Raw genomic sequence first — 21838 nt, forward strand, 5'->3', positions numbered from 1 at the left:
GCACCGAACTTAATGCCTCTCACCCCTTGCACGCAGCACGGGCTGTGAGAGAAGCGCGCTGCTTTGCAAGGCGCTCCTGCAGATGTACCATCACGGCACCTTTTTGGAACCTTGGAGGTCCTGTTATGGCTGATGCAGCGGTACGAATCATCAAATTCGATGCGGGTTCTTCGACCGACAAGACCCTCGCACGCATGCAGGGAAAGCTTGAGGCGTCAACCGGGGTCGAGGCGATGCGTCGCAGCCTCACGATCGCCGACCTGATCACCGACTACACAAAGAAGGGTCAAAAGATTTTCGTGCAGGGTGACGACGGCGTTCTCCGGCAGCTCATCATCTCGTGAGCGATCCAACTATTTCTGTCGCGCCGCAATCGATCGAGGCCGGCTCGGCAGGCCAGCCGACCGTCATGATGGAGGTGGGCCAGCCGGTCCAGCTTGATGTCAGCAGCCGAACACCGGATGACGTCACCTCGTTGGATGCCAGCCTGTCTCAGGCTCAGTGGGAGCGGCTGAGCGGTCAACGCGACGTGATGATCAAGGCAATGGTCTCGATCTTCACTTGGCTGAACGGTGGAGTGTTCGCACTTGTGCTTCTAGCCTGGGTCGTGGGCATCTGGGTGCCGGACTACCGCATCGTCGACAGCAAGACGTTGATGACGCTGATCGGGGCCACCGTGGTTCAGGCCGGGATTGCGTTTGTGGCGATCACACGGTTCCTTTTTCCAGGTCCCAAGGACGATACCAATCCATAGCGGATGGAGGCGTGTGAAAGCGCGCCAGTCACGCAGCACTGCGCGCCGACGGCATAGGGTTGCATTTCTGCATTTGGTTGATGCGCTTGGTCGCTACCGGCCGCGTTCACTTCGGCGCCACGCGCCAGATCTCGCCCGTCACGTCATCGTCCACCAGCAGCGAGCCGTCCTTCTGCACCGCGACCGAGCTGGGCCGGCCCCAGACCTCGGCATCGCTGGCGACGAAGCCGGTCATGAAGTCTTGGTAGCGGCCGGTGGGCACGCCGTCCTTCATGAACACGCGCACGACCTTGGAGCCGGTGCGCGTCTGGCGGTTCCAGGAGCCGTGGAAGGCGACGAACAGATCGCCGTCATAGACCTTGGGAAACGCCGCTGCAGCGCCCGGCGCCGCCTCGTACATGACCATGCCCAGCGGCGCCGCATGGGCCGTGAACAGCAGGTCGGGCGTGGTGACCTTGTCGCGCAGGTCGGGGCGGTGGCCGGCCAGGCGCGGGTCTTCATGGGCGCCGATGTAGAACCACGGCCAGCCGTAGAAGGCGCCGGGCTTCACGCGGGTCAGGTAGTCCGGCGGCAGGTTGTCGCCCAGCAGGTCGCGCTCGTTGACGCTGCACAGCAGGTCGCCGCTGCGCGGGTGCAGGTACATGCCGACGCAGTTGCGCAGGCCGGTGGCGTAGGTGCGGCGGTTGTTGCCGTCGGCGTCGAAGGCCAGCACGACGGCGTGGCCTTCCTCCTCGCCCCAGGCCGCCCCCATGCCGTGTTTGGCCTCCCAGTCGGCGATCGGCTCGGGCGGCGCCTTGCCGATGCGCTCGGCGACGTTGCTCGCCGAGCCAATGGACAGGAACATCGTGCGGTCGTCGGCCGAGAACACCAGCGTGCGCGACGAATGCGCCCCGACGGCCTGCGACAGGCGGGGCACCACCACCTCGGGCTCGCCGCCCGCCACCAGGTCGCCGTTGCGGTAGGGGTAGCGGACGATGGAATTGACGAAGGCGACGTAGAGGTATTGCGGGTTGGCGCCGGTGGGCCAGAAGGCCATGCCGAACGGGCGGTCCATGCCGGCCGCGAAGGTGCTCACCACATCGGCCGTCTCGCCGGTCGACGAGCGGAACACCTTGACCAGCCGCTTGGTCGTGGACGAGATGAAGATGTCACCGTTGGGCGCCTTCACCATGACACGGCCCCGGTCCGGGTCCTTGGCCCACAGGTTGACCTTGAAGCCCTCGGGCACGGCGGGCAACGCACCTTCCGGGCGCAGCACCGTGCGCGGGCCGTTGCTGGCGCTTTCCGTCGCGTAGGGCGTGGGCAGGTCGGCCACGGTCCATGCGTGGATGCGCCCGGGTTGGTCGGCCGTCCAGCTGCCGGCGTCGGCTGAACTCGCCGCCGGCTTGCTGGCCGCCACGGCGGGCACCGCCGGCACCGCGCCCTTGGGCAGCTTGTCTAGATAGGCCAGCAATGCACGCCGCTGGGCCTTGTCCGCCAGGCTGACCGGCATCGTCGTGCCCGGCGCGTAGGCCGAAGGATCGGCGAGGTAGCGGTCGAGGTCGGCCGTCGTCCAGACCTTGCCCTGGCCACCCAGCCCGGCCAGCGCCGCCGAATAGCCGAAGCCCGGCACGCCGCCCACCTTGCGACCGACGATGCCGTGCAGCCCCGGGCCCATCAGCGCGCGCCGGTCGGGCGTGACGGTGTGGCACATGGCGCAGTTGCTGTCGAACAGCCGCTTGCCGAGGGCCAGGTCTTGCGCCTGGGCGGCTGCCATGCCTGCGAGGGCAAGCAGCAGCGCTGCTGCGCGCTTGAGATGTTTGACGTACTTCATACGGTCCTTGTGGCGCTGTGCCCGCGGCCCCGCGCCGCGAGCATTGGCCGCCCCTCGGCTGGGCGAGGGGCGGGTCCAGGCGTCAGAACTTGTACTGCATGCCCAGGCCGAAGGTGCGGCCGAACTGGGCGTACAGCCAGGTGTCGTCGCGCTGGCTGTCGCGGCCGTAGCGCAGCGCCTGGTTGGTCAGGTTCGCGGCTTCAAAGGTCAGCTTCAGCTTCGGCGAGACGTTGTACGACGCCGAGAAGTCGATGTTGGTCGACGCATTCACGAACGAGACGTCGTGGCCGTTCACATCGCCCAGCACGTTGATCAGGTACTTGGACCGATACGCGGCGGAGACGCGGGCGCTGAACTGGCTGTCCTCGTAGTAGAGGGTCAGGTTGCGCGCCCTCGGCGACATGCCCACCAGGTTGGCGTTGATCGACAGCTGCGGCAGCGTTGGCGTGGCCGTGCGGGTGATGTAGTTGATGGTCGACTTCACATGCGTGATGTTGGCCAGCATGCCGAAGTTGCTCCAGATGCCCGGCAGGAAGCTGAACGGCAGCTGCACATTGGCCTCGAAGCCGGTCAGCGGGCCGCCCGGCGTGTTGGCCGCGCGGCCCACGGTGACGATGGAGGTGGGCAGCGTGGCGCAGGTCGGGTTGGTGCCCGTGATCGTGCAGGTGCCACCGCCGGTCAACAGCGCATCGGGCAGGCCCAGCGTGTTGTAGGCGACGCGCTCGGTGACGCGCTGGATGTAGCTGTCGATCTTCTTGTGGAAGACGCCCAGCGACAGCAGCGAGTTCTTGGCGAAGTACCACTCGGCCTGCAGGTCGTAGGTGTCGGCGCGCACCGGGTCCAGGTTGGGCGCACCGATGCTGACCGTCTGCGCGTTGGTGTTGACCGAGGCGGTGGGGGCGAGGTCGGCGTACTCCGGGCGCGACAGCGTCTTGCTGGCCGAGAAGCGCAGGAACACGTCCCTGGGCAGTTCCGCCGTCAGGTTGAAGGAGGGCAGCGTGTCGCGGTAGGTCTTGTCGAAGGACACCGGCTGCAGCGCGCCGTTGACGTTGACCAGCGCCGAGGCGTTGGCTTTCGTCTCGGTGGCGCGCACGCCGACGTTGCCGCGCAGCATGACGGGACCGACCTCGTAGTTGAAGTCGGCGGACAGGTAGGCCGCGTCGATCTTCTCGAGGATCTTGCGGTTGCTCTGCCCCAGCAGGTTCAGCTGTGAGCCGGGAATGGACGGCGAGTGGGCTTCGATGTCCCACACCTTCAGGAACTTGGGTAGGTCGACGGCCACCCACTGGCTGGGGTAGCCCGAGCCTTCCAGCCCCTTGCCGAAGTTGGAGATCATGCGCGTCACGCTGGCGAGCTGGAAGCCGGGCGGGTTGGCCAGGCCGTTCTGCGTGCCGGAGCCGACTTCGAAGTTGTCCCAGACGTTCTTGCGCGACGACAGGCCGCTGCGCAGCGTGATGTTCTCGCTGACTTCCCAGCTGCCGCCCACGGCGTTGGTGCGCAGCTTGTTGCCGGTGTTCAGCACGCGGCCGACGAAGCCGCCGCGCACGGTGCCGTCCGCATCGGTGGGCGCGAAGCTGTAGTTCGCGGGGTTGGCCACGTCGGTGCCGAAGGTCAGCGTGGGCACGTTGCGGTTCTGCCGGAAGTCGAACGAGAAGCCGTTGACGTTCGGGATGTCGAGCTGCACCGTCGCGCGCATCGGCGAGTCCAGCCGGCTGTCGGAGATGCCGGTCATGACGTCGAGCTTGATGGTGTCGGTCAGCTTGTGCGTGGCGCTCAGCACATGCTGCTTGAAGGTGGTGTTGTTGACGTCGATCAGGCCTTCGGAGCGCACGTCCACGCCGTTGAACTTGCCGTATTCCCAGCTGCCGTTGCTGTTGAACGAGGCCTCCACGATGGACGTCATCGGCTTGCCGTTGGAGCCCAGCGGGCGGCCGAACGAGATGGCGGAGATGTAGTTGTCGTAGCGGCTGTTGTCGAAGGTGCCGCCCAGCATGTCGAGGTTGACCTCGGTGGCGGCGGACGGCCGCCACTGCAGCGCGGCGGTCACGCCCAGACGCTCATACTCGGCGACGGAGCGGCGATAGCGCGGGATGCGCGGGTGGAAGGCGCCGCTGCCGGCGGCCGGGTTGGCCACGGTGCCGCCGAAGTTGTCGGTGCGGCCGAACACATTCTGGTAGGCGGCCAGGTTGGAGGTGCGGGGCAGGTTGAAGCCGCAGTTGTTGGCGTCGATGCCCTTGACGGCGTTGTTGGCCGGGTTCTGCGGCGTGAAGCCCACCGGCGAGCAGAAGCCCGAGCCGCCGTCGCTGGCCGGCAGCAGCTCGACCGCCTCATAGCCTTCCTCCGTGGCGCTGCGCTTGGACCAGGCGGCGGACAGGAGGATGCCGATCTTGCCGATGTCGGTCTGCGCGCTGGTGGTGAACAGGCCGGTCAGTCGCGGCGCCGAGTTGCGGGCGAGCGTGTTGTAGTTGGACTGCGCGCCGAAGGTCAGCGTCTGCTCGCGGAAGTCGAAGGGGCGGGCGCCGCGCAGGTCGACCGTGGCGCCGAGCGAGCCTTCCTCGACGTCGGCCTGCGAGGTCTTGCGCACCGACAGGCTGTTGAACAGCTCGGCCGCGAACACCGAGAAGTCGAACGCGCGGCTGCGGTTGGTGCTGCCGTTGATGTCGGAAGCGCCGGTGGCCGAGATGGCCTCGATGCCGTTGATGCGCACGCGCGTGAAGCCGGCATTCAGGCCGCGCACGGTGATCTGCTTGCCTTCGCCGCCGTCGCCGCGCGCCAGCGCCACGCCGGGCACGCGCTGCAGGGACTCGGCCAGGTTGGCGTCGGGGAACTTGGAGACGTCCTCGGCCTTGATGACGTCGACGAGGCCGTCGGCGTTCTTCTTCTGGTTCAGCGCGTTGTTCAGGCTGGCGCGAAAGCCGGTCACGACGACGGCGTCCAGCTTGGCGGGGTCCTCTTGCGCGAAGGCCGGGGCGGCCAGGGTGCCGATGGCGAGCGCGACGGCGCTCATGCGCAGGGTTTGTCGGCTGGCGGGGGCTCCAGGGAAGGTCGTCATTTGTGCTCCTTGATCGTTGTAGATGCGTCTTCGAAAACGCCGGCGATGGTCATACGACAACCAGCCGTTTGCAACGCGATCAGGCAAACACTCAAGCGGATGCGCAATACCGTGGCAATCCGCAATCTCTTGGCGTTATTACCAATGTTGCTGGGAGAAGAGAGGGCGGCGCCGGGCGGCGCTCGCCGTCGTGGCGTGGTGTTTCAAGAGGTCGTACAAGTTGCGTGCAGGCCGCCGTGGCCCTGCCCGGCGCGTCACCACTTACAACCCTTGCCGCGCACCGCGTCCATCGCCAGCGGCACCACGGCCAGGATGCCGGCGCCGCTGTAGGCCTTGCGGCAGTCCTTGTTGGTGGCCTCCTCGACGGCCTGCTCCAGCTTGGACTTGCGCTCCGGCGGCGGCGGCAGCAGCTCGACCAGGCCGGGGCTGCGCCGGGCCGTCATGTCGCCACGCGGCAGCGACAGGTTCAGCGGCGCGCGCGGGGCGCTGGCGGCGGCCGTTGGTGGCGAGGGCAGGTCGGGGCCCAGGCGCGGTCCGGCGTCCGGCGCGCCGGACGAGCCCATGGGCGCGCCGTGCTCCCTGGCCTGAGGGCTGGCGTCCGGGTCGCCGCGCGCCGGGCCGGCCGGCACGTTGCCGGCCAGCTCGCTCAGCGCCGACGCACCGGGCGCCGCCACGCCCGAGCGGGCATGGGTCGCGCGCCGCAGCGGCGCGACGCCGGCCGCCGCGTCGGCCGCTTCGATGCGGTTGACGGCGGCGGGCAGGTCTTGCGTGCTGGATAGCGCGGTCGTGGCGGCGGGGGTGGCCGCGCGCATCTCGCCGGGGCGGGGCAGCGGTGCCGTCGGGGCGCCGGCGTCGGCCGTCGGCGCTTCCAGACGCTGCACGGCGGAGGGCAGGGCCGTGGCCGTCGGCAGCGTGCTGACGGCGTCGGGCGACGTGCGCAGGTCGGCGGCACGGGGCAGGGGGGTCGCCGTCACCGCAGCGGCCGGGGCTTCCAGGCGCTGCACGGGCGCCGGCAACTCGGCACTGGGCGCCAGGGCGGCCGGCGGCGGCGCGGTGCGCAGGTCGGCCGGCCGGGGCAACGCGGTGGCGGTGGGTGAGGGCGCAGGGGCTTCCAGGCGGCTCAAGGGCGCGGGCAGGTCGCTGGCCTGGGGCAGGGCTTCGGCCGGGCGGCTGGGCGTGCGCAGGCTGGCGGTTGGCGTGAGCGGCGCGACGACGGCCTCGGGCTGCGCCTCCAGCCGGGCTATTGCCGCGCTGGGCAGCTCGGGCGTCGGCAGCGAAGGTGCGGCGGTGAGTGGCGGCGGCCCCAGGTCCTGCCGCTCGACGGGCCGGAAACCCTCGGGCAGCTCCAGCGTGGCCATGCTGGGCGGGGCGGGCGAGGGCTCGTCGCTGCGGGCGGCTTCGGGCGGCACGTCCTGCGGGTTCGGGCGGCCCAACTGGGCGGCGCCGGGGGGCGCGGGGCTGGCCTCGGGTGGCGGGGGGGCGGTGCTGCGGCTTGCCTCCTGGCCCGGCGGCGCGCCGGGGTCGCCGCCGCTGCGGCCCAGCAGCTTGACGGTGAGGCTGCCCCACACGCCCTGGCCCGGCGCGGCAGTGCCCGTCGTGTTGCCGAACATCAGTACCAGCCAGACGTGCAGCAGCGCGGCCAGCAGCAGGCAGCGCTGCAGCTGGCGGGAGTCGGGCGGCGGGCGGCGGAGGGCTACGGCGGTCACTGCGGGCGCATTGTGTGTCAGCCCCGGCAGCCGACGTTCAGGGCCACTCGTCCAGCGTGTGACGGACCGGCGCCAGCCAGCGGCCATCGAGGGTGACGCTGCGCTCGACGACGTGCGTCGTGCCGCCCGCCTCGCGGATCAGCACCGTCGAGCAGCGCGTGCCGTAGCCGGCATCGGGCATGCGGATGAAACGCGGCGACAGCAGGCGCTCGCGGGCCAGGCCCACGCCGGTGTCGGGCAGCTCGTCGTCGGGCCCCGGCGTGGCGTCGGCCAGCGCAGCGAGCAGGCGCTCCGTGAGGTCGTCGGCATCGTTCGCACGCGCCAGTGCGGCGGCCATGGCGGTGCGCAGGCCCACGGTCTTGGGCCAGGGCGTGTCCAGCGCGGCGTTGGACAGCGTGTGGATGCCGGCGCCCAGCGCGAGCGGCGCAGGGGCGCGGTTGCTGAGCCAGTGCCAGGTGTTGCGTGCCACATCGGCGGTGATGAGGTTGAAGCCGTTGTAGCCAGTGGCCAGTTGCTGTGCGAAGTCAGGTGCGCTCGCGCTGTTGTTCAGCCAGTCCACGACGAGGGCGCCGCGCGAGGGCGCGGCGGGGTTCTGGCGGCCGGGTTCGCGAACATTCGTCAGCAGCGCCAGCCGGCCGGCGCGTGTCAGGCCGAACCAGGTGCCGCCGGCGCTGAGGTCGCGGCCGGCGAGGATGTCGGGCTGGTCAGCCCACCAGGCTATGGGTGCCGCCGCGCGGGCGAAGAACTCGTCGCGGTTGGCGGCGATGACGAGGGGGAAGCGCGGGTGGGCGTTCAGCGCGAACGCGGCGAGGCACATCGCCTCAACATTCCACGATGTTGACGGCGAGGCCGCCGCGCGCGGTTTCCTTGTACTTGGTCATCATGTCCGCGCCCGTGTCGCGCATGGTCTTGATGACCTTGTCCAGGCTGACGAAGTGCGTGCCGTCGCCGCGCAGCGCCATGCGCGCGGCGTTGATGGCCTTGACCGACGCGATGGCGTTGCGCTCGATGCAGGGGATCTGCACCAGGCCGCCTACAGGATCGCAGGTCAGGCCCAGGTGGTGCTCCATGCCGATCTCGGCCGCGTTCTCGACCTGCTCCGGCGTGCCACCCATGACGGCACACAGCGCGCCGGCGGCCATCGAGCAGGCGACGCCCACCTCGCCCTGGCAGCCGACCTCGGCGCCGGAGATGGAAGCGTTTTCCTTGTAGAGGATGCCGATCGCGGCGGCGGTCAGCAGGAAGTCGACAACGCCGCGGTCGGTGGCGTGGTGGACGAAGCGCGTGTAGTAGTGCAGCACTGCGGGCACGATGCCGGCCGCGCCGTTGGTGGGTGCCGTGACGACGCGGCCGCCGGCGGCGTTCTCCTCGTTGACGGCCAGCGCGTAGAGGTTGACCCAGTCCATCACCTGCAGCGGGTCGCGCAAGGCTGCTTCCGGGTTGGCAGTCAGGTCGCGGTGCAGTTGCGCCGCGCGGCGCTTGACCTTGAAGCCGCCGGGCAAGATGCCCTCGGTCTTGCAGCCGCGTGTGACGCAGGCCTGCATGACGCCCCAGATCTTCATCAGCCCAGCGTCGATCTCGGCCTCGCTGCGCCAGTGGCACTCGTTGCGGCGCATCAGCTCCGCGATGGAGATGCCGTGGCGCTGGGTCAGCACCAGCAGTTCGTCGCCGGACTTGAAGGGGTAGGGCAGGACGGTGGTGTCGGGCGCAATCACCTTCTGCTTGCTGCCATCCGCCGCCACCTCGTCGCTGACGACAAAGCCGCCGCCGACGGAGTAGTAGATGCGGTTGGCGAGTTCTGCGCCTTCGGCATCGAAGGCGATGCAGCGCATGCCGTTGGCGTGGAAGGGCAGCGTCTCGCGGCGCTTGAAGATCAGGTCCTTGGCTTCGTCGAAGGTGACCTTGTGCTGGCCGACGAGGTTCAGGTCGCCGGCGCGGATGACGTCCAGCAGCGCGGGAATGGCTTCCACGTCCACCGTGTCCGGCTCATGGCCGGCCAGGCCCAGCAGCACGGCCTTGTCGCTGCCGTGGCCCTTGCCAGTGGCGCCCAGCGAGCCGTACAGGATGACCTGTACACGCTGGACCTTCTCCAGCAGGCCATCGTGCTGCAGCCGCAGGCCAAACAGCCGCGCCGCGCGCATCGGCCCGACCGTGTGCGAGCTGCTCGGGCCGATGCCGATCTTGAAGAGGTCGAAAACGGAGACGGCCATGGCTCATTGCCTTTGCGCATTCAAACGCATTTGCACTCTTTGGGACCGCGGCCACCGGTGCCGGCGGTCTGAGTGGCGGAATAGCGGGGCGTGAGTTGCCCCTTCATGCCTTGCGCCTCACACGCCGTTGTGCAGCGTTGTTCGAGCGAAGGCACCCAGATGGACCAGGCGAGGACCACCAGCATCAGAAGCGCAAAGCCCAGTGCGATCTGTGGGCCTGGCTTCCGATACCAACGGCGTTGCATGAACTTGCGCGTCAGGCTTCTTCGTATTCGGACAGCGGCACGCAGCTGCAGAACAGGTTGCGGTCGCCCCAGACGTTGTCCACGCGGCCCACCGGCGACCAGTACTTCTGGCGGCGCAGCGAGGCCAGCGGGTAGGCGGCGGCTTCGCGGCTGTAGCCATGCGTCCACTCGGTTGCGCTGACGACCATCGCCGTATGCGGCGCGTTGACCAGCGGGTTGTCCTCGCGGCTCACCTTGCCGCTCTCGACATCTGCGATCTCGTGGCGGATCTGGATCATCGCGTCGATGAAGCGGTCCAGCTCGGCACGGCTCTCGCTCTCGGTCGGCTCGACCATCAGCGTGCCGGCGACAGGGAAGCTCAGCGTCGGTGCGTGGAAGCCGTAGTCGATGAGGCGCTTGGCGACGTCCTCGGCGCTGATGCCGCTGCTCTCCTTCAGCGGGCGCAGGTCCAGGATGCACTCGTGGGCGACGCCGCCGCCCTTGACCCCATCGATGCCGCCGCTGAAGTGGATGTCGTAGTGGTCCGACAGGCGGGCTGCAACGTAGTTGGCCGACAGGATGGCGACCTCGGTGGCCTTCTTGAGACCCTCGGCGCCCATCATGCGGATGTACATCCACGAGATGGGCAGCACGGCCGCGTTGCCCAGCGGCGCGGCGCTGACGGCGCCGATGTTGGTGGCCTTGCCCAGGCCTGCGGTGCGGTGCGCCGGCAGGAAGGGCACGAGGTCGTCCACCACGCAGACCGGGCCGACGCCCGGGCCGCCGCCGCCGTGCGGGATGCAGAAGGTCTTGTGCAGGTTCAGGTGGCTCACGTCACCGCCGAACTCGCCGGGTGCGGCCACGCCGACCAGTGCATTCATGTTGGCGCCGTCCACGTAGACGCGGCCGCCGTGGCTCTTCACCATCGCGCAGATCTCCTTCACGTGCGTGTCGAACACGCCATACGTGGAGGGGTAGGTGATCATGATCGCGGCCAGTTTGGCGGCGTGCTGTTCGCACTTGGCCTTCAGGTCGACCAGGTCGATGTTGCCTTCCTTGTCGCACTTGGTGACGACCACCTGCATGCCACACATCTGCGCGGAGGCCGGGTTGGTGCCGTGGGCGCTTTCGGGGATCAAGCAGATGTTGCGATGCGCTTCGCCGCGCGACTCATGCCAGGCCTTGATGGCCAGCAGGCCCGCGTACTCGCCCTGCGAACCGGCGTTGGGCTGCAGGCTGATGCCGGCATAGCCGGTGCACTCGGTCAGCCAGTTCTGCAGCAGCTGGTCCAGCTCGGTGTAGCCGGCCAGCTGGTCCTGCGGCGCGAACGGGTGGACGCCCGCGAACTCCGGCCAGGTGATGGGGATCATCTCGGCCGTGGCGTTCAGCTTCATCGTGCACGAGCCCAGCGGGATCATGCTGCGGTCCAGCGCCAGGTCCTTGTCCGACAGGCTGCGGATGTAGCGCAGCATCTCGGTTTCGCTGTGGTGGGTGTTGAAGACCGGGTGGGTCAGGAAGGCGCTGCTGCGGCGCAGCTGCGATGGGATCAGGCTGTCGACGCCGGCCGCGAATTCGGCGACGGTCGGCGCGGTGGCGCCGGCGGGTGCGAGCCAACTCCAGATGGCCTCGATGTCGGCGCGCGAGGTCGTCTCGTCCAGCGCGATGCTGACGTGCTTGTCGCTGTGCTTGCGCAGGTTGGCTTGTGCGGCCACGGCCTTGGCCGTGACGGCAGCCGCATCGCACTCCACCAGCAGCGTGTCAAACACGTGCGGCGTGACGACCTTGACACCCATGTGCGTCAGGCCCGCATGCAGGATGGCCGTGTAGCTGGCCACGCGCTCGGCGATGCGCTTCAGGCCTTGCGGGCCGTGGTAGACGGCGTACATGCTGGCCACCACGGCCGGCAGCACCTGGGCCGTGCAGATGTTGGACGTGGCCTTCTCGCGGCGGATGTGCTGCTCGCGGGTCTGCAGGGCCAGGCGCATGGCGGGGTGGCCTTGCGCGTCCTTGCTGACGCCCACCAGGCGGCCGGGCATGGAGCGCTTGAACTCGTCCTTGCAAGCCAGGAAGGCCGCGTGCGGGCCGCCGGCGCCCATTGGCATGCCGAAGCGCTGGCTGTTGCCGGCGACGATGTCGGCGCCGAATTCGCCGGGCGAGACCAGCAGCGTCAGCGCGAGCAGGTCGGTGCAGACGATGAACGCTGCGCTCTTCGCGTGCGCCTGGTCGGCGAAGGCCTTCAGGTCGTGGATGAGGCCGGTGGTGCTGGGGTACTGGCAGACGACGGCGAAGTAGTCGTTCTCGGCCATCAGCGTGGGCGCCATGCCGACCAAGACAGAGATGCCCAGCGGCGCGCAGCGCGTCTGGATCACCTCGATGGTCTGCGGGTGCACATCGCCGGCGACGATGAGCGTGTTGCTCTTGCTCTTCACACCGCGCTTGGCCAGCGTCACGGCCTCGGCGGCCGACGTCGCTTCGTCCAGCATGGAACCGTTGGCGATGTCCATGCCGGTCAGGTCGGTCACCATCGTCTGGAAGTTCAGGATGGCTTCCATGCGGCCCTGCGAGATCTCCGCTTGATAAGGCGTGTAGGCCGTGTACCAGGCGGGGTTCTCGAGGATGTTGCGCAGGATGACGCCCGGCGTGTGCGTGCCGTAGTAGCCCTGGCCGATGAAGCTCTTGTAGACCTTGTTCTTGCTCGCAATCGCCTTCAACTCGGCCAGCGCACCGGCCTCGGTGATGGGCGCGGGCAGTTTCATGCCTGCCGAGCGGCGGATGGACGCGGGCACGACCGCGTCGATCAGCGCGCTGCGGCTGGCCACGCCGACGGCGGCGCACATCAGGGATTCATCGACGGCATCCGGCCCGATGTGGCGGGCGTGGAATTCGGAGGCGTCTTCGAGTTGAGAAAGCGGCGTCGGCATGGCGGGTCTACAGCTTTGAATCAGAGGGTCTTGAGCAGGGCGTCGTAGGCGGTCGAGTCCATCAGTGCGTCGAGCTGGCTGGGGTTGCTCAGCTTCACCTTGAAGAACCAGCCGGCCTGGAGCGGGTCGGAGTTGGCCAGCGCCGGGTCGTCGCGCAGGGCTTCGTTGACCTCGGTGATTTCGCCGTCCACGGGCATGTAGACATCGGCAGCAGCCTTGACGGACTCGACGACGCCGGCGACTTCCTTCTCGGCGTAGGTCTTGCCCACTTCGGGCAGGTCGACGAAGACCACGTCGCCCAGCGCGTCCTGCGCGTGCACGGTGATGCCGACGGTGGCCGTGCCATCGCCATGGACTTCAAGCCATTCGTGGTCGGGGGTGTACTTGATGCTCATCGCGTTCAGCCTCTGTAGTAGCGGTTGGGGGTGAAGGGGGTAGGGGAGACGACCATAGGCGTGCGCTTGTCGCGCACGATGGCGAAGACTTGCGCGCCGACGGCGGTGTGGGCCTTGTCGAGGTAGGCGAGGGCGACCGGCTGGTTGACGGTGGGGCCCAGCGTGCCGCTGGTGACGACGCCGATCTCGGTGCCGTCGGCTGTCACGATCTTGGCGCCCTCGCGCACGGGCATGCGCTCCGTGCCGACCAGGCCCACGCGCTTGCGGGCAGCGCCGTTGGCCAGTTGCTCGTCGATGACGGCCGCGCCGGGGTAGCCGCCGGCACGCGCGCCACCGGCGCGGCGCACCTTCTGGATAGCCCAGGTGATGGAGGCTTCGACCGGCGTGGTGCTTTCGTTGATGTCATGGCCGTACAGGCACAGGCCGGCCTCCAGGCGCAGCGAGTCGCGTGCGCCCAGCCCGATGGGCTTCACTTCGGCGTGGGCCAACAGCTTGCGGGCCAGCGCCACGGCGTCGTCCTGGTGGACCGAGATCTCGTAGCCGTCTTCGCCGGTGTAGCCGGAGCGGGTCAGGAAGGTGTCAATACCGTCCAGCTTGAAGAAGCCGCCGGTCATGAAAGTCAGCTTGGCGACGTCGGGGTTCAGACGCGAGAGCACGTCGACGGCTTGCGGGCCTTGCAGCGCCAGCAGCGCGCGCTCGGGCACGGGGATGACTTCGCAGCGGCTGCCGATGTGCTTTTGCATGTGCGCGATGTCGTGCACCTTGCAGCCGGCATTGACGACGACGAACAAGTCATCGGGCCGCTTGCAGACCATCAAGTCGTCAAGCAGGCCGCCTTGCTCGTTCGTGAACAACGCGTAGCGCTGCTTGAAAAGCCCCAAGTCGACGATGTCGACCGGCACCAGCGTTTCGAGCGCGGCGGCGGCATCGGCGCCCACCAGCCGCACCTGACCCATGTGCGACACGTCGAACAGCCCGGCGGCCGCCCGCGTGTGCTTGTGCTCGGCCATCACGCCGGCGGGGTATTGCACCGGCATGTCGTAGCCAGCGAAGGGCACCATCTTGGCGCCGAGTTCGACGTGGAGGGCGTGAAGAGGCGTTTGCAGCAAAGAGGACATCAAGGCTCCGACGGATTTCGGGTGTGGATGTCCTCGCTGTCCGGGGTACCTGAGAGATTGACCCCGGCGATTGCCACGGGCTTGCCCCTTCGGTGGACGGGCTCAAGGACCCGTCTCTCTCCAGTGAGGAACGCGTCGAGTGTCTGCCAGTCGGCGCGACCTCTCAACACGTTTTGTCAGTCCTTCTGCCTGAGCGTTGTTGCGCCTTCGGCGGCCCCCAACATCACCGGGGCGCTCTCCTGAACGGGGCACATTCTAGGCGGTGTTTTCAGTGCGCCGAGTGGCCGTAGGCCACACCGAGCTGCCGGGCGGCGGCGTCTCGGCGTTTGTCCAGCGTGTAGAGGGTGGCGCCTGGCGTGATGAGCGTGGAGGCGAGCAGCAGCACGTCGATCAGGCCGAGGCCGCAGCCGAAAAATTTTTCGCGGTCCAGCAGTTGGATGGCCTCGGTCACGGTGGCCGTTGCGGCGCGCGGCAACCTGGCGATTTCGGCCAGCACGATGGCGCGCGGCGCCGGTGGCGTGCCGCAAGCCAGTTCACCGATCACCAGTTCGTGCGAGAGCACCTGGCGCAACTGCAACAGGCCCACCAGCGCCGGGTCGGGCTGCTTGAAGTGCTCCGACCAGACACAGGTGTCCACCAGGATCATGTCGGCTCGACAACCGGGCGGCGGCGCGGGATGGGCGGCATGTCGGGAACGGAGCCGCCCAGCGCAATCAAGCGCTGGGCAGCGCGGGTTTGCACATACATGCGCACCGCTTCCTCAATCAGCCGCGCGCCTTCCAGCTTGTTGTCGGACATCTCGACGGCCCTTTGATAAAGCTCGTCGTCCAGCGTGACGGTGGTTCGCATGAGGCGCTCCTTGCACAAAATTTGATGCAAATGTGCATCAGATTCTGTGCAAAAAACAAGCTCGCGCGTCAGCGGGCGTAGAAGTCCGCCTCGCCCGGCGGGCGGGACTTGAAGCGCTTGTGCAGCCAGAAGTATTGGTGCGTTTGCCGACGGACCATCGCCTCGATGACGGCGTTCATGCGCGTGGCGTCAGCGACGAGGTCGGCGGTCGGGAAGTCCTGCAGCGGCGGCTCGATGACCAGCGTGTAGCCATCGGCCTCGCGGCGCGGGTAGCAGGGCAGAACGACCGCGTCGGCCGCCGTCGCCATGCGCGACAGCCCGGTGATGGTGGCCGCCGGCACGCCGAAGAAGGGCAGGAAGATCGAGTCCCGGTGCCCGAAGTCCTGGTCGGGCAGGTAGAAAAAGCGCCGGCCTTCCTTCAGCGCCCGCAGCGCCGGCCGCATGCCCAGGTGTCGGGCGAACATGACGGCGGTGCCGAAGCGCATCCGCTTGGCGAGGAAGAACTTGTCCAGCCAGGGGTCCTTCTGCACCGAGTACAGGCCGACGGCCGGCGCCTCCAGCGAAACGCGCACGCCGGCCAGGTCCAGGCCGGTGAAGTGTGCGGTCAGCAGGATGGCGTTGCGGCCGTCCACCGCGCGCAGATGCTCCAGGCCTTCGATGCGCATCAGCCGCTCCATGCGCTCGCGCGAGGCGAACCAGCAGTAGCCGTACTCCAGCAGCATCTGCACCATGGCGACGAAGTGCCGGCGTAGCAGGCGGCGGCGCTGGGCGGGCGTCAGCTCGGGCAGGCACAGGCGCAGGTTGACATCGCCGATGTGCCGGCGCGACGTCGGCACGGACGCTACGAGATGGCCGATCAGCCAGCCGAGCGCCGACAGCACGCGGAATGGCAGCCAGCTCAACAGCCAGACGAAGCCGACCAGCAGCTTCATGCCCACGGTCTAGGTCCATCAATGGCGTGGCCCGGCAGGGACTGGTTGAGCGTTTGCACGATGGGAATGAATGCTTGGGCGCGTGTTCGGTCAGCGCGCGTGGGTTGAGGTCTGGGCGGCGGATTTTGCAGCAGCACGCCCGCAGCCAGCCGAAGCTATAGTTTTACATAATGCACATTGTCGCCTTTGTGATGGGCCGCCGTTCATGGTGGCTATGCTGTGCCGCCCACAGCTCACACCAATCAACATGCGCCTCTCCTGCGACGTGGCCATCATCGGCGGCGGCACGGCCGGTATGGCGGCATACCGTGCCGCCCGCGTTCACACGGACCAGGTGCTGCTCATCGAGGCAGACAGGTTCGGCACGACCTGCGCACGCGTCGGCTGCATGCCGAGCAAGCTGCTCATCGCTGCGGCCGATGCTGCGCAGGCCGTGCGTGATGCGCATCGCTTCGGAGTCAACGCCGAAGCCCCGCGCATCGACGGCAAAGCCGTCATGCAGCGCGTGCGTAGCGAGCGGGACAGGTTCGTCGGCTTCGTGCTGAATACCGTGGACGGCTGGCCCGAGAACACGCGGCTGAATGGCCGGGCCCGCTTCATCGACGCTCGCACGCTGGAGGTCAACGGCCAGCGCATCGATGCCAAGGCCGTCGTCGTCGCCACCGGCTCGCGACCGCGCATCCCGCCGGGCTGGCGTGCGCGCCTGGGAGACAAGTTGATCGTCAATGACGATGTCTTCGACTGGACCGATCTGCCGCATTCCGTGGCGGTGGTCGGCGCCGGGGTCATCGGGCTGGAGCTGGCCCTTGCGCTGCACCGCCTCGGCGTGCGCGTGCGTCTGTTCGCGCGCGGCTCACGAGTCGGTCCGGTGACCGACCCCGAATTGCAGGCGCTGGCCCGGCACCTGTTCGCCGAGGAACTGCCGATGACGCTGGATTGCGCGACGCTGGACCCGGTACTGGAGGGCGACCAGGTGCTGATCGGCGGCGAGCGCTTCGACACCCTGCTCTGCGCCGCCGGCCGCCAGCCCAACCTCGATGACATGGGGCTGGAGGCCCTGCAGCTGCCGCACGATGCCGACGGCCGCCCGCAGATCGACCGCCACACCGGCCAATGGGGCGGCGGCGCGCTGTTCATCGCCGGCGATGCGACGCAGGAACACGCGCTGCTGCACGAGGCGTCGGACGCAGGCCGCATCGCCGGCGACAACGCCGCGCGCTGGCCCCACGTGCATCACCGGCCGCGGCGGACGCCATTGGCCGTCGCCTTCAGCGACCCGCAGATCGCCATCGCCGGCGCTAGCCATGCCGACTTGACCGCAGCCGGCACCGCCTTCGACACCGGCCGCGTCAGCTTTGCCGATCAGGGACGCAGCCGGGTCATGCTGGTCAACCGGGGCGCGCTGCATGTCTATGCCGACCAGGCCAGCGGCCGCCTGCTCGGCGCCGAAATGATCGGCCCGGCCGCCGAGCATCTTGGCCATCTGCTCGCCTGGAGCGTGCAGCGTGGCGACACCGTCCAGCAGATGCTCGATTGCCCCTTCTATCACCCGGTCATCGAGGAAGGCCTGCGCACCGCGCTGCGTCAGTTGCAGAGCGACCTGCACCTGCCCTCCCCGCCCATCGAGCACTGCCTGGACTGCGACACCTCGGCCGAGGCAGGCGCCTGAGTAGGATGCCGGTCATGAAAAAGTTTGCCACCTGGAACGTCAACTCCCTCGCTGTGCGCCTGCCCCAGGTGCTGGACTGGCTGGCCGCCCATCCTGTCGACGCGCTGGTGCTGCAGGAGACCAAGCTGACCGATGACAAGTTCCCCACCATGGAGATCGGCGAGGCCGGCTACCAGGTGCAGTGGTTCGGCCAGAAGACCTACAACGGCGTCGCGCTGATCAGCCGCGAGCGGGCGGACGGCGTCGTCAAGAACATCACCGGCTTTGCGGATGAGCAGGCACGCGTCATCGCCGGCACGGTGGGCGGCGTGCGCGTCATCGGCGGCTACTTTCCGAACGGCCAGGCGCCGGACAGCGACAAGTTCACCTACAAGATGAACTGGTTGAACGGCCTGCGCGGCTGGCTTGTGGAGGAGATGAAGCAGCACGAACAACTTGTGCTGATGGGCGACTTCAACATCGCCCCGGAAGACCGCGATGTCTACGACCCGGTCGCCTGGGCCGGCCAGATCCACTGCACGCCGCAGGAGCGCGAGCACTTCCAGCAACTGCTGGCGCTGGGGTTGACCGACGCCTTCCGCCTGTTCGAGCAGCCGGCCAAGAGCTGGAGCTGGTGGGACTACCGCAACCTGGCGTTCCGCAAGAACCAGGGGCTGCGCATCGACCACATCCTCGTCAGCGAGGCGCTGAAAGGCCGCGTGACGGCCTGCGAAATCGACAAGTTGCCGCGCAAGAACGAGCGGCCCAGCGACCATGCGCCGGTGATCGTGACGATAGACGGCTGAGCCGCTTCAGCCCTTCTTCGCCAGGCACCACGCCACCAGCGCATTGGCGTGGCCATGGCCCATCTGGTGCTCCGCCTTCAGGTGGGTGACCAACTCCATGTGCTTGAGCGGCCCCGCGTTGGCGATGACCTGCTCCCAATGCGCGATAGGCTGGCCGTAGGTCTTTTCGATGGACGGGAAGTAGGAGGCAGGGCCTTTGACTTTCTCTTCGGCGGGCATGGACGTCCTTTCAGTGCTTGCCTGTCAGACGACGATTGAAGCGCCTCAGTTTCGACAGCGCTTCAGATCGCATCGAGATTCGCCTGGAATCGCTCGAAGAAGCGCCCGACATGCACACCGTCGCAGAGCGCGTGATGCACGTCGACCGCCACCGGCATCAGCAGCCGGCCGCCCTCCTCCCTGAACCTGCCAAAGGCGACCTTGGGCCGGTCGTCGCCGACACCACGGGCGTGGGTAAAGGCCGTGAAGGCCAGCCAGGGCAAGGCGGTCATGTGCACCAGCGTCTCCTCGCGGACCTCGCCGGGATCGTCGGCGGCAAACAGGTCGCCGCTGGCGCTGCGCACGCGAGCAATGCCCGGTTTGGCGCGCGCCGCGAAGGCCGCCAGCGATGTATCGCGCGGCAACGTCAGAAATCCGAAGCTGCCGTCATCGCGCAGCACGGTCGTGCTGGCATGGATGGTGCCGAACTCGCGCACGCCACTGCCGTCGGCCGTCATCGACTGGCGCATGCCGTCGACGGCATTGGCGGCCTCCAGCGCTGCGTGGTGGTAGGCCAGCCAGGGCGTGGCGCCATGGCGGGCGGCGCGATCGCGCAGGCCGGTCACGTCCACCGGCACGGTGACGCTGAAGGCCGGCTGCGCCATGCCGCGGAAGTGTTCCAGGGCCGCGCGGCGCGGCCAGGCATCGAGGGGGATGTAGCGGTCTTGCATCCCCGCATGCTCGCACGCCGGCGCAGCAAAAAAATAGCCCGGCTCGCAGAGGCGACCGGGCTGAAGGAGTTGTTCGATGAGGACGGAGAGGCTGGTCAGTCACTGCCCAGTTGGCGCATGCCGAAATCGTGCAGCGCACGCTTCAACTCGTCGGTGCGGTCCTCTCCCAGGTCGGCGAGCAGCAGCGCTGGAGGAGCGCCACGAACATGGCCGATCTGGTTGTAGCCGAGGATTTTGGCGCGCGCCAGGGTGTGCGTCGTCAGCGGCAGGCACTCGAGTGGCGCCTGATCGGCAAGGCTCAGCAAGCGGGCATAGGTTTCAGCGGATATGGACACGGTGCCTGTACTGCTGGCAATGGAAGAGGTCGGGGCCGGCTGCTGTGGCTGCGCGGGATGACCCTGAGGTGCGGAGCTCGTTGGCTGGAGCTGGTCACCTGGAACATCAATCGCAGCGTGGATGTCGGCCAAAGAGTCAGTCTGCCGGTCAGCTGCCGAAGCGCGGAACGCCAAGGATTTCGTAGATCAGGTCGATGAGTTTCATGGGGGCTCCTTAGGGGGACGGGGCTGGAATTCGCTTACCGAACTGTCCCTGTTTTTGCCCCCCTAGAAACCTAGCAACCCTTCCAGGTTGCGCATCGAAAGCGCGGTCACAGTAGCCCTGCCGCGACGCACTTCAGCACCGCCTGATGCTTGGAGCTCACACCCAACTTGCGCATCGAGTTGCCGAGATGGAAGTTCACAGTCTTCTCGCTCATGCCCAGGATGACGCTGACTTCCCAGGCCGTCTTGCCCTGCGCCGTCCAGCTCAGGACGTCCAGCTCCCGCTTCGTTAGCTTGGGCAGGTCGCCCTTGTTGAGCTTCGGGCTCAGCAGCCGGTCCGCCGCAGTCAGTGCATGGGCTGCGAGCAACTGCAGACCGGCGACCATCTGCATCAATTGCGCACCTGCTGCAGGTAGTGCTTCGTCGCGATCCACGCCGAGCACAAAGTGCTTATCGCCCGGTAGATGCAGCTTGACCGCGATGCCCGTCTTGTAGCCGTACGGCGACTGCATTTCCCAAAGTTCGCCGACACCTGCTGCTGTGTACGTTGACTGGTCGTACACGACGGGAACCGTCTGCGTCATCAGGTGCTCTACGACAGGGTCACGGAGGGCGTCGTCCCTGTTATTCGCAGCTTCCAAATGGCCAGCAGGTGTGTTGCCATAGGTGGTGATCTGCATGGTGCTGTCCTTCAACACGCCACGCATCAGCATGCCCGAGATGATGGGAAACCCCATGGCATCCGCCGTCGCCACGAGACGGCGCTCGAAGCTCGCGAAGTCTTCGCTGAGGCCGACGTCGATCAGCTGCTGGTAGTTCATTTCGGGCCGCACCATACCTGCCAAGTCTGCCAGCTTGTCCGGTGATGGACGGTCGTCACAGACTGCACACCTTTCCGATCGCGACCATGAGGTGTGTTCATGACGAACTTGATCCGCCTGCCCGAGGGCAGTGTCTGCTGGCCTGCCGCCGCGCTGTCCAGCGCCGCCCAGGATGTCCGCCACGCGAAGACGCGTGTGAGCTGCGCGCGCGCCATCGACCACTGCACGGGTGGCACGACGCGCTGGGAGCGCCGCCAGGGCGATGCGACGGCCTGGGTGGAGTGGGACTGGGTGGAGATGGGCGCAGGCACGGTTGTGCAGGCGGACCCGCTCAATGTGCGGTCCAACGTGCTGCTGCTGGACGATCGCGGCCGCCCGGTGCTGTCGTCGCGCCGGCGCACCACGCTGGCGACACTGGTCTACCTGCTGCCCTGGCAGGGGCCGGTGCTGGACGAACTCAGGCGGTCGGCGACCATGCGCCTGGCCGCCTGACCAAGCGGTTAGCGCAGGGCGGCGGCCTCGGCCGCCAGCCGGGTGATGCGCGCCCAGTCCTTGGCGTCTACTGCGTCCTGCGGCGTCAGCCATGAGCCGCCGCAGACCTTGACGTTGGCCAACTTCAGGAACTCGGGCGCTGTCTCCAGCGAGATGCCGCCGGTGGGGCAGAAGGCAACATCCGGGAACGGGCCACCCAGGGCCTTCAGCAGGTTGACACCGCCGACCGCGACGGCCGGGAACAGCTTCAGGAAACCGAAGCCGGCCGCGTTGGCTTGCATGACCTCCGACGCGGTGGACACGCCGGGCAGCAGCGGCAGGCCTTCGGACTTGCAGGCGGAGGCCAGCGCATCGGTGTAGCCGGGGCTGACGCCGAACTGGCAGCCGGCGTTCTTCGCGTTGGTCACGTCGGCGGGGGTGCGCAGCGTGCCGGCGCCGACGATGGCGCCGGGCACCTTGGCCATGGCTTCCATCGCTTGCAGCGCGACGGGCGTGCGCAGGGTCACTTCGAGCACACGCACGCCGCCGGCCACCAGGGCTTCGGCGAGGGGCACGGCGTCTTCCAGGCGCTGGATGACGATGACGGGGATGACGGGGCCGTAGCTGGCCAGGCTCAGGGTTTCAAGCAT

21 protein-coding genes and 2 riboswitches are annotated in these 21838 nt (G+C 68.0%); of the genes, 5 read left to right on the forward strand and 16 right to left on the reverse strand.

Annotated features, from left to right (window positions below):
* Positions 1-125 precede the first annotated feature (125 nt).
* Entirely contained in the window at positions 126-344 is a 219-nt protein-coding gene (locus ACG00Y_RS15710; protein ID WP_394480387.1) for a hypothetical protein, read from the forward strand.
* Positions 341-754 (forward strand): hypothetical protein, encoded by a 414-nt coding sequence (locus tag ACG00Y_RS15715; RefSeq protein WP_394480389.1) that lies wholly within the window; start codon positions 341-343, stop codon positions 752-754. The genes ACG00Y_RS15710 and ACG00Y_RS15715 overlap by 4 nt, the downstream gene beginning before the upstream one ends.
* A gap of 106 nt (positions 755-860) precedes the next feature.
* On the opposite strand, the gene ACG00Y_RS15720 is transcribed toward ACG00Y_RS15715, so the two are convergent.
* The 11 genes from ACG00Y_RS15720 to ACG00Y_RS15770 form a co-directional block, all read right to left on the reverse strand.
* Positions 861-2567, reverse strand: a complete 1707-nt coding sequence (locus ACG00Y_RS15720) for a PQQ-dependent sugar dehydrogenase (protein ID WP_394480390.1) — start codon at positions 2565-2567, stop codon at positions 861-863.
* Positions 2568-2649: 82 nt separating this feature from the next.
* A complete protein-coding gene (locus tag ACG00Y_RS15725; protein WP_394480392.1) occupies positions 2650-5619 on the reverse strand; it encodes a TonB-dependent receptor in 2970 nt (989 codons plus the stop codon).
* Positions 5620-5873: 254 nt separating this feature from the next.
* Complete coding sequence (locus ACG00Y_RS15730) at positions 5874-7325, reverse strand: hypothetical protein (protein ID WP_394480394.1); 1452 nt, start codon at positions 7323-7325, stop codon at positions 5874-5876.
* A gap of 37 nt (positions 7326-7362) precedes the next feature.
* Positions 7363-8142: an NRDE family protein gene (locus ACG00Y_RS15735; protein WP_394480395.1), complete on the reverse strand. Its 780-nt coding sequence runs from the start codon at positions 8140-8142 to the stop codon at positions 7363-7365.
* A 4-nt stretch (positions 8143-8146) separates the two neighbouring features.
* Positions 8147-9535, reverse strand: a complete 1389-nt coding sequence (locus ACG00Y_RS15740; RefSeq protein ID WP_394480397.1) for an L-serine ammonia-lyase — start codon at positions 9533-9535, stop codon at positions 8147-8149.
* A 256-nt stretch (positions 9536-9791) separates the two neighbouring features.
* Positions 9792-12680 carry an aminomethyl-transferring glycine dehydrogenase gene (gcvP, locus tag ACG00Y_RS15745; protein WP_394480399.1) on the reverse strand — a complete coding sequence of 963 codons (2889 nt, stop codon included), beginning with the start codon at positions 12678-12680 and terminating at the stop codon, positions 9792-9794.
* A 20-nt stretch (positions 12681-12700) separates the two neighbouring features.
* The gene (gene gcvH, locus ACG00Y_RS15750; RefSeq protein WP_394480401.1) at positions 12701-13075 is read right to left on the reverse strand and encodes a glycine cleavage system protein GcvH; all 375 of its coding nucleotides are present in this window, start codon (positions 13073-13075) and stop codon (positions 12701-12703) included.
* Between the two features lie 5 nt (positions 13076-13080).
* Entirely contained in the window at positions 13081-14193 is a 1113-nt protein-coding gene (gene gcvT / locus ACG00Y_RS15755) for a glycine cleavage system aminomethyltransferase GcvT (RefSeq protein WP_394480403.1), read from the reverse strand.
* A 26-nt stretch (positions 14194-14219) separates the two neighbouring features.
* A riboswitch (glycine riboswitch) is annotated at positions 14220-14327 on the reverse strand.
* A 33-nt stretch (positions 14328-14360) separates the two neighbouring features.
* Positions 14361-14445, reverse strand: a riboswitch (glycine riboswitch).
* Positions 14446-14461: 16 nt separating this feature from the next.
* A complete protein-coding gene (locus ACG00Y_RS15760) occupies positions 14462-14839 on the reverse strand; it encodes a type II toxin-antitoxin system VapC family toxin (protein WP_394480405.1) in 378 nt (125 codons plus the stop codon).
* Complete coding sequence (locus ACG00Y_RS15765; RefSeq protein ID WP_394480407.1) at positions 14836-15042, reverse strand: type II toxin-antitoxin system VapB family antitoxin; 207 nt, start codon at positions 15040-15042, stop codon at positions 14836-14838. The genes ACG00Y_RS15760 and ACG00Y_RS15765 overlap by 4 nt, the downstream gene beginning before the upstream one ends.
* 68 nt (positions 15043-15110) lie before the next feature.
* A complete protein-coding gene (locus tag ACG00Y_RS15770) occupies positions 15111-15974 on the reverse strand; it encodes a lysophospholipid acyltransferase family protein (protein ID WP_394480409.1) in 864 nt (287 codons plus the stop codon).
* Between the two features lie 247 nt (positions 15975-16221).
* Here ACG00Y_RS15770 and ACG00Y_RS15775 point away from each other — a divergent pair, with 247 nt between their 5' ends.
* Both ACG00Y_RS15775 and xth read left to right on the forward strand, forming a co-directional pair.
* Positions 16222-17643: a dihydrolipoyl dehydrogenase gene (locus tag ACG00Y_RS15775; protein ID WP_394480411.1), complete on the forward strand. Its 1422-nt coding sequence runs from the start codon at positions 16222-16224 to the stop codon at positions 17641-17643.
* Positions 17644-17657: 14 nt separating this feature from the next.
* The gene (gene xth / locus ACG00Y_RS15780; protein WP_394480412.1) at positions 17658-18428 is read left to right on the forward strand and encodes an exodeoxyribonuclease III; all 771 of its coding nucleotides are present in this window, start codon (positions 17658-17660) and stop codon (positions 18426-18428) included.
* Positions 18429-18434: 6 nt separating this feature from the next.
* Here the strand turns inward: xth and ACG00Y_RS15785 are convergent, their stop codons facing one another.
* From ACG00Y_RS15785 to ACG00Y_RS15800, 4 genes are all read right to left on the reverse strand, one after another.
* The gene (locus ACG00Y_RS15785; RefSeq protein WP_394480414.1) at positions 18435-18647 is read right to left on the reverse strand and encodes a DUF4287 domain-containing protein; all 213 of its coding nucleotides are present in this window, start codon (positions 18645-18647) and stop codon (positions 18435-18437) included.
* Positions 18648-18709: 62 nt separating this feature from the next.
* Complete coding sequence (locus ACG00Y_RS15790; protein WP_394480415.1) at positions 18710-19357, reverse strand: CatA-like O-acetyltransferase; 648 nt, start codon at positions 19355-19357, stop codon at positions 18710-18712.
* Positions 19358-19452: 95 nt separating this feature from the next.
* Positions 19453-19824, reverse strand: coding sequence for a hypothetical protein (locus ACG00Y_RS15795; RefSeq protein WP_394480416.1), 372 nt, complete (start codon positions 19822-19824; stop codon positions 19453-19455).
* Between the two features lie 179 nt (positions 19825-20003).
* On the reverse strand, positions 20004-20717 hold the full coding sequence (locus ACG00Y_RS15800; protein ID WP_394480418.1) for a helix-turn-helix transcriptional regulator: 714 nt from the start codon (positions 20715-20717) through the stop codon (positions 20004-20006).
* A 99-nt stretch (positions 20718-20816) separates the two neighbouring features.
* On the opposite strand from ACG00Y_RS15800, the gene ACG00Y_RS15805 reads away from it, so the two are divergent.
* Complete coding sequence (locus ACG00Y_RS15805) at positions 20817-21209, forward strand: DUF4902 domain-containing protein (RefSeq protein WP_394480420.1); 393 nt, start codon at positions 20817-20819, stop codon at positions 21207-21209.
* A gap of 8 nt (positions 21210-21217) precedes the next feature.
* Here the strand turns inward: ACG00Y_RS15805 and eda are convergent, their stop codons facing one another.
* A complete protein-coding gene (gene eda / locus ACG00Y_RS15810) occupies positions 21218-21838 on the reverse strand; it encodes a bifunctional 4-hydroxy-2-oxoglutarate aldolase/2-dehydro-3-deoxy-phosphogluconate aldolase (RefSeq protein ID WP_394480422.1) in 621 nt (206 codons plus the stop codon).

This window comes from Pelomonas parva (assembly GCF_043555835.1).
GTDB lineage: Bacteria > Pseudomonadota > Gammaproteobacteria > Burkholderiales > Burkholderiaceae_C > Pelomonas > Pelomonas parva.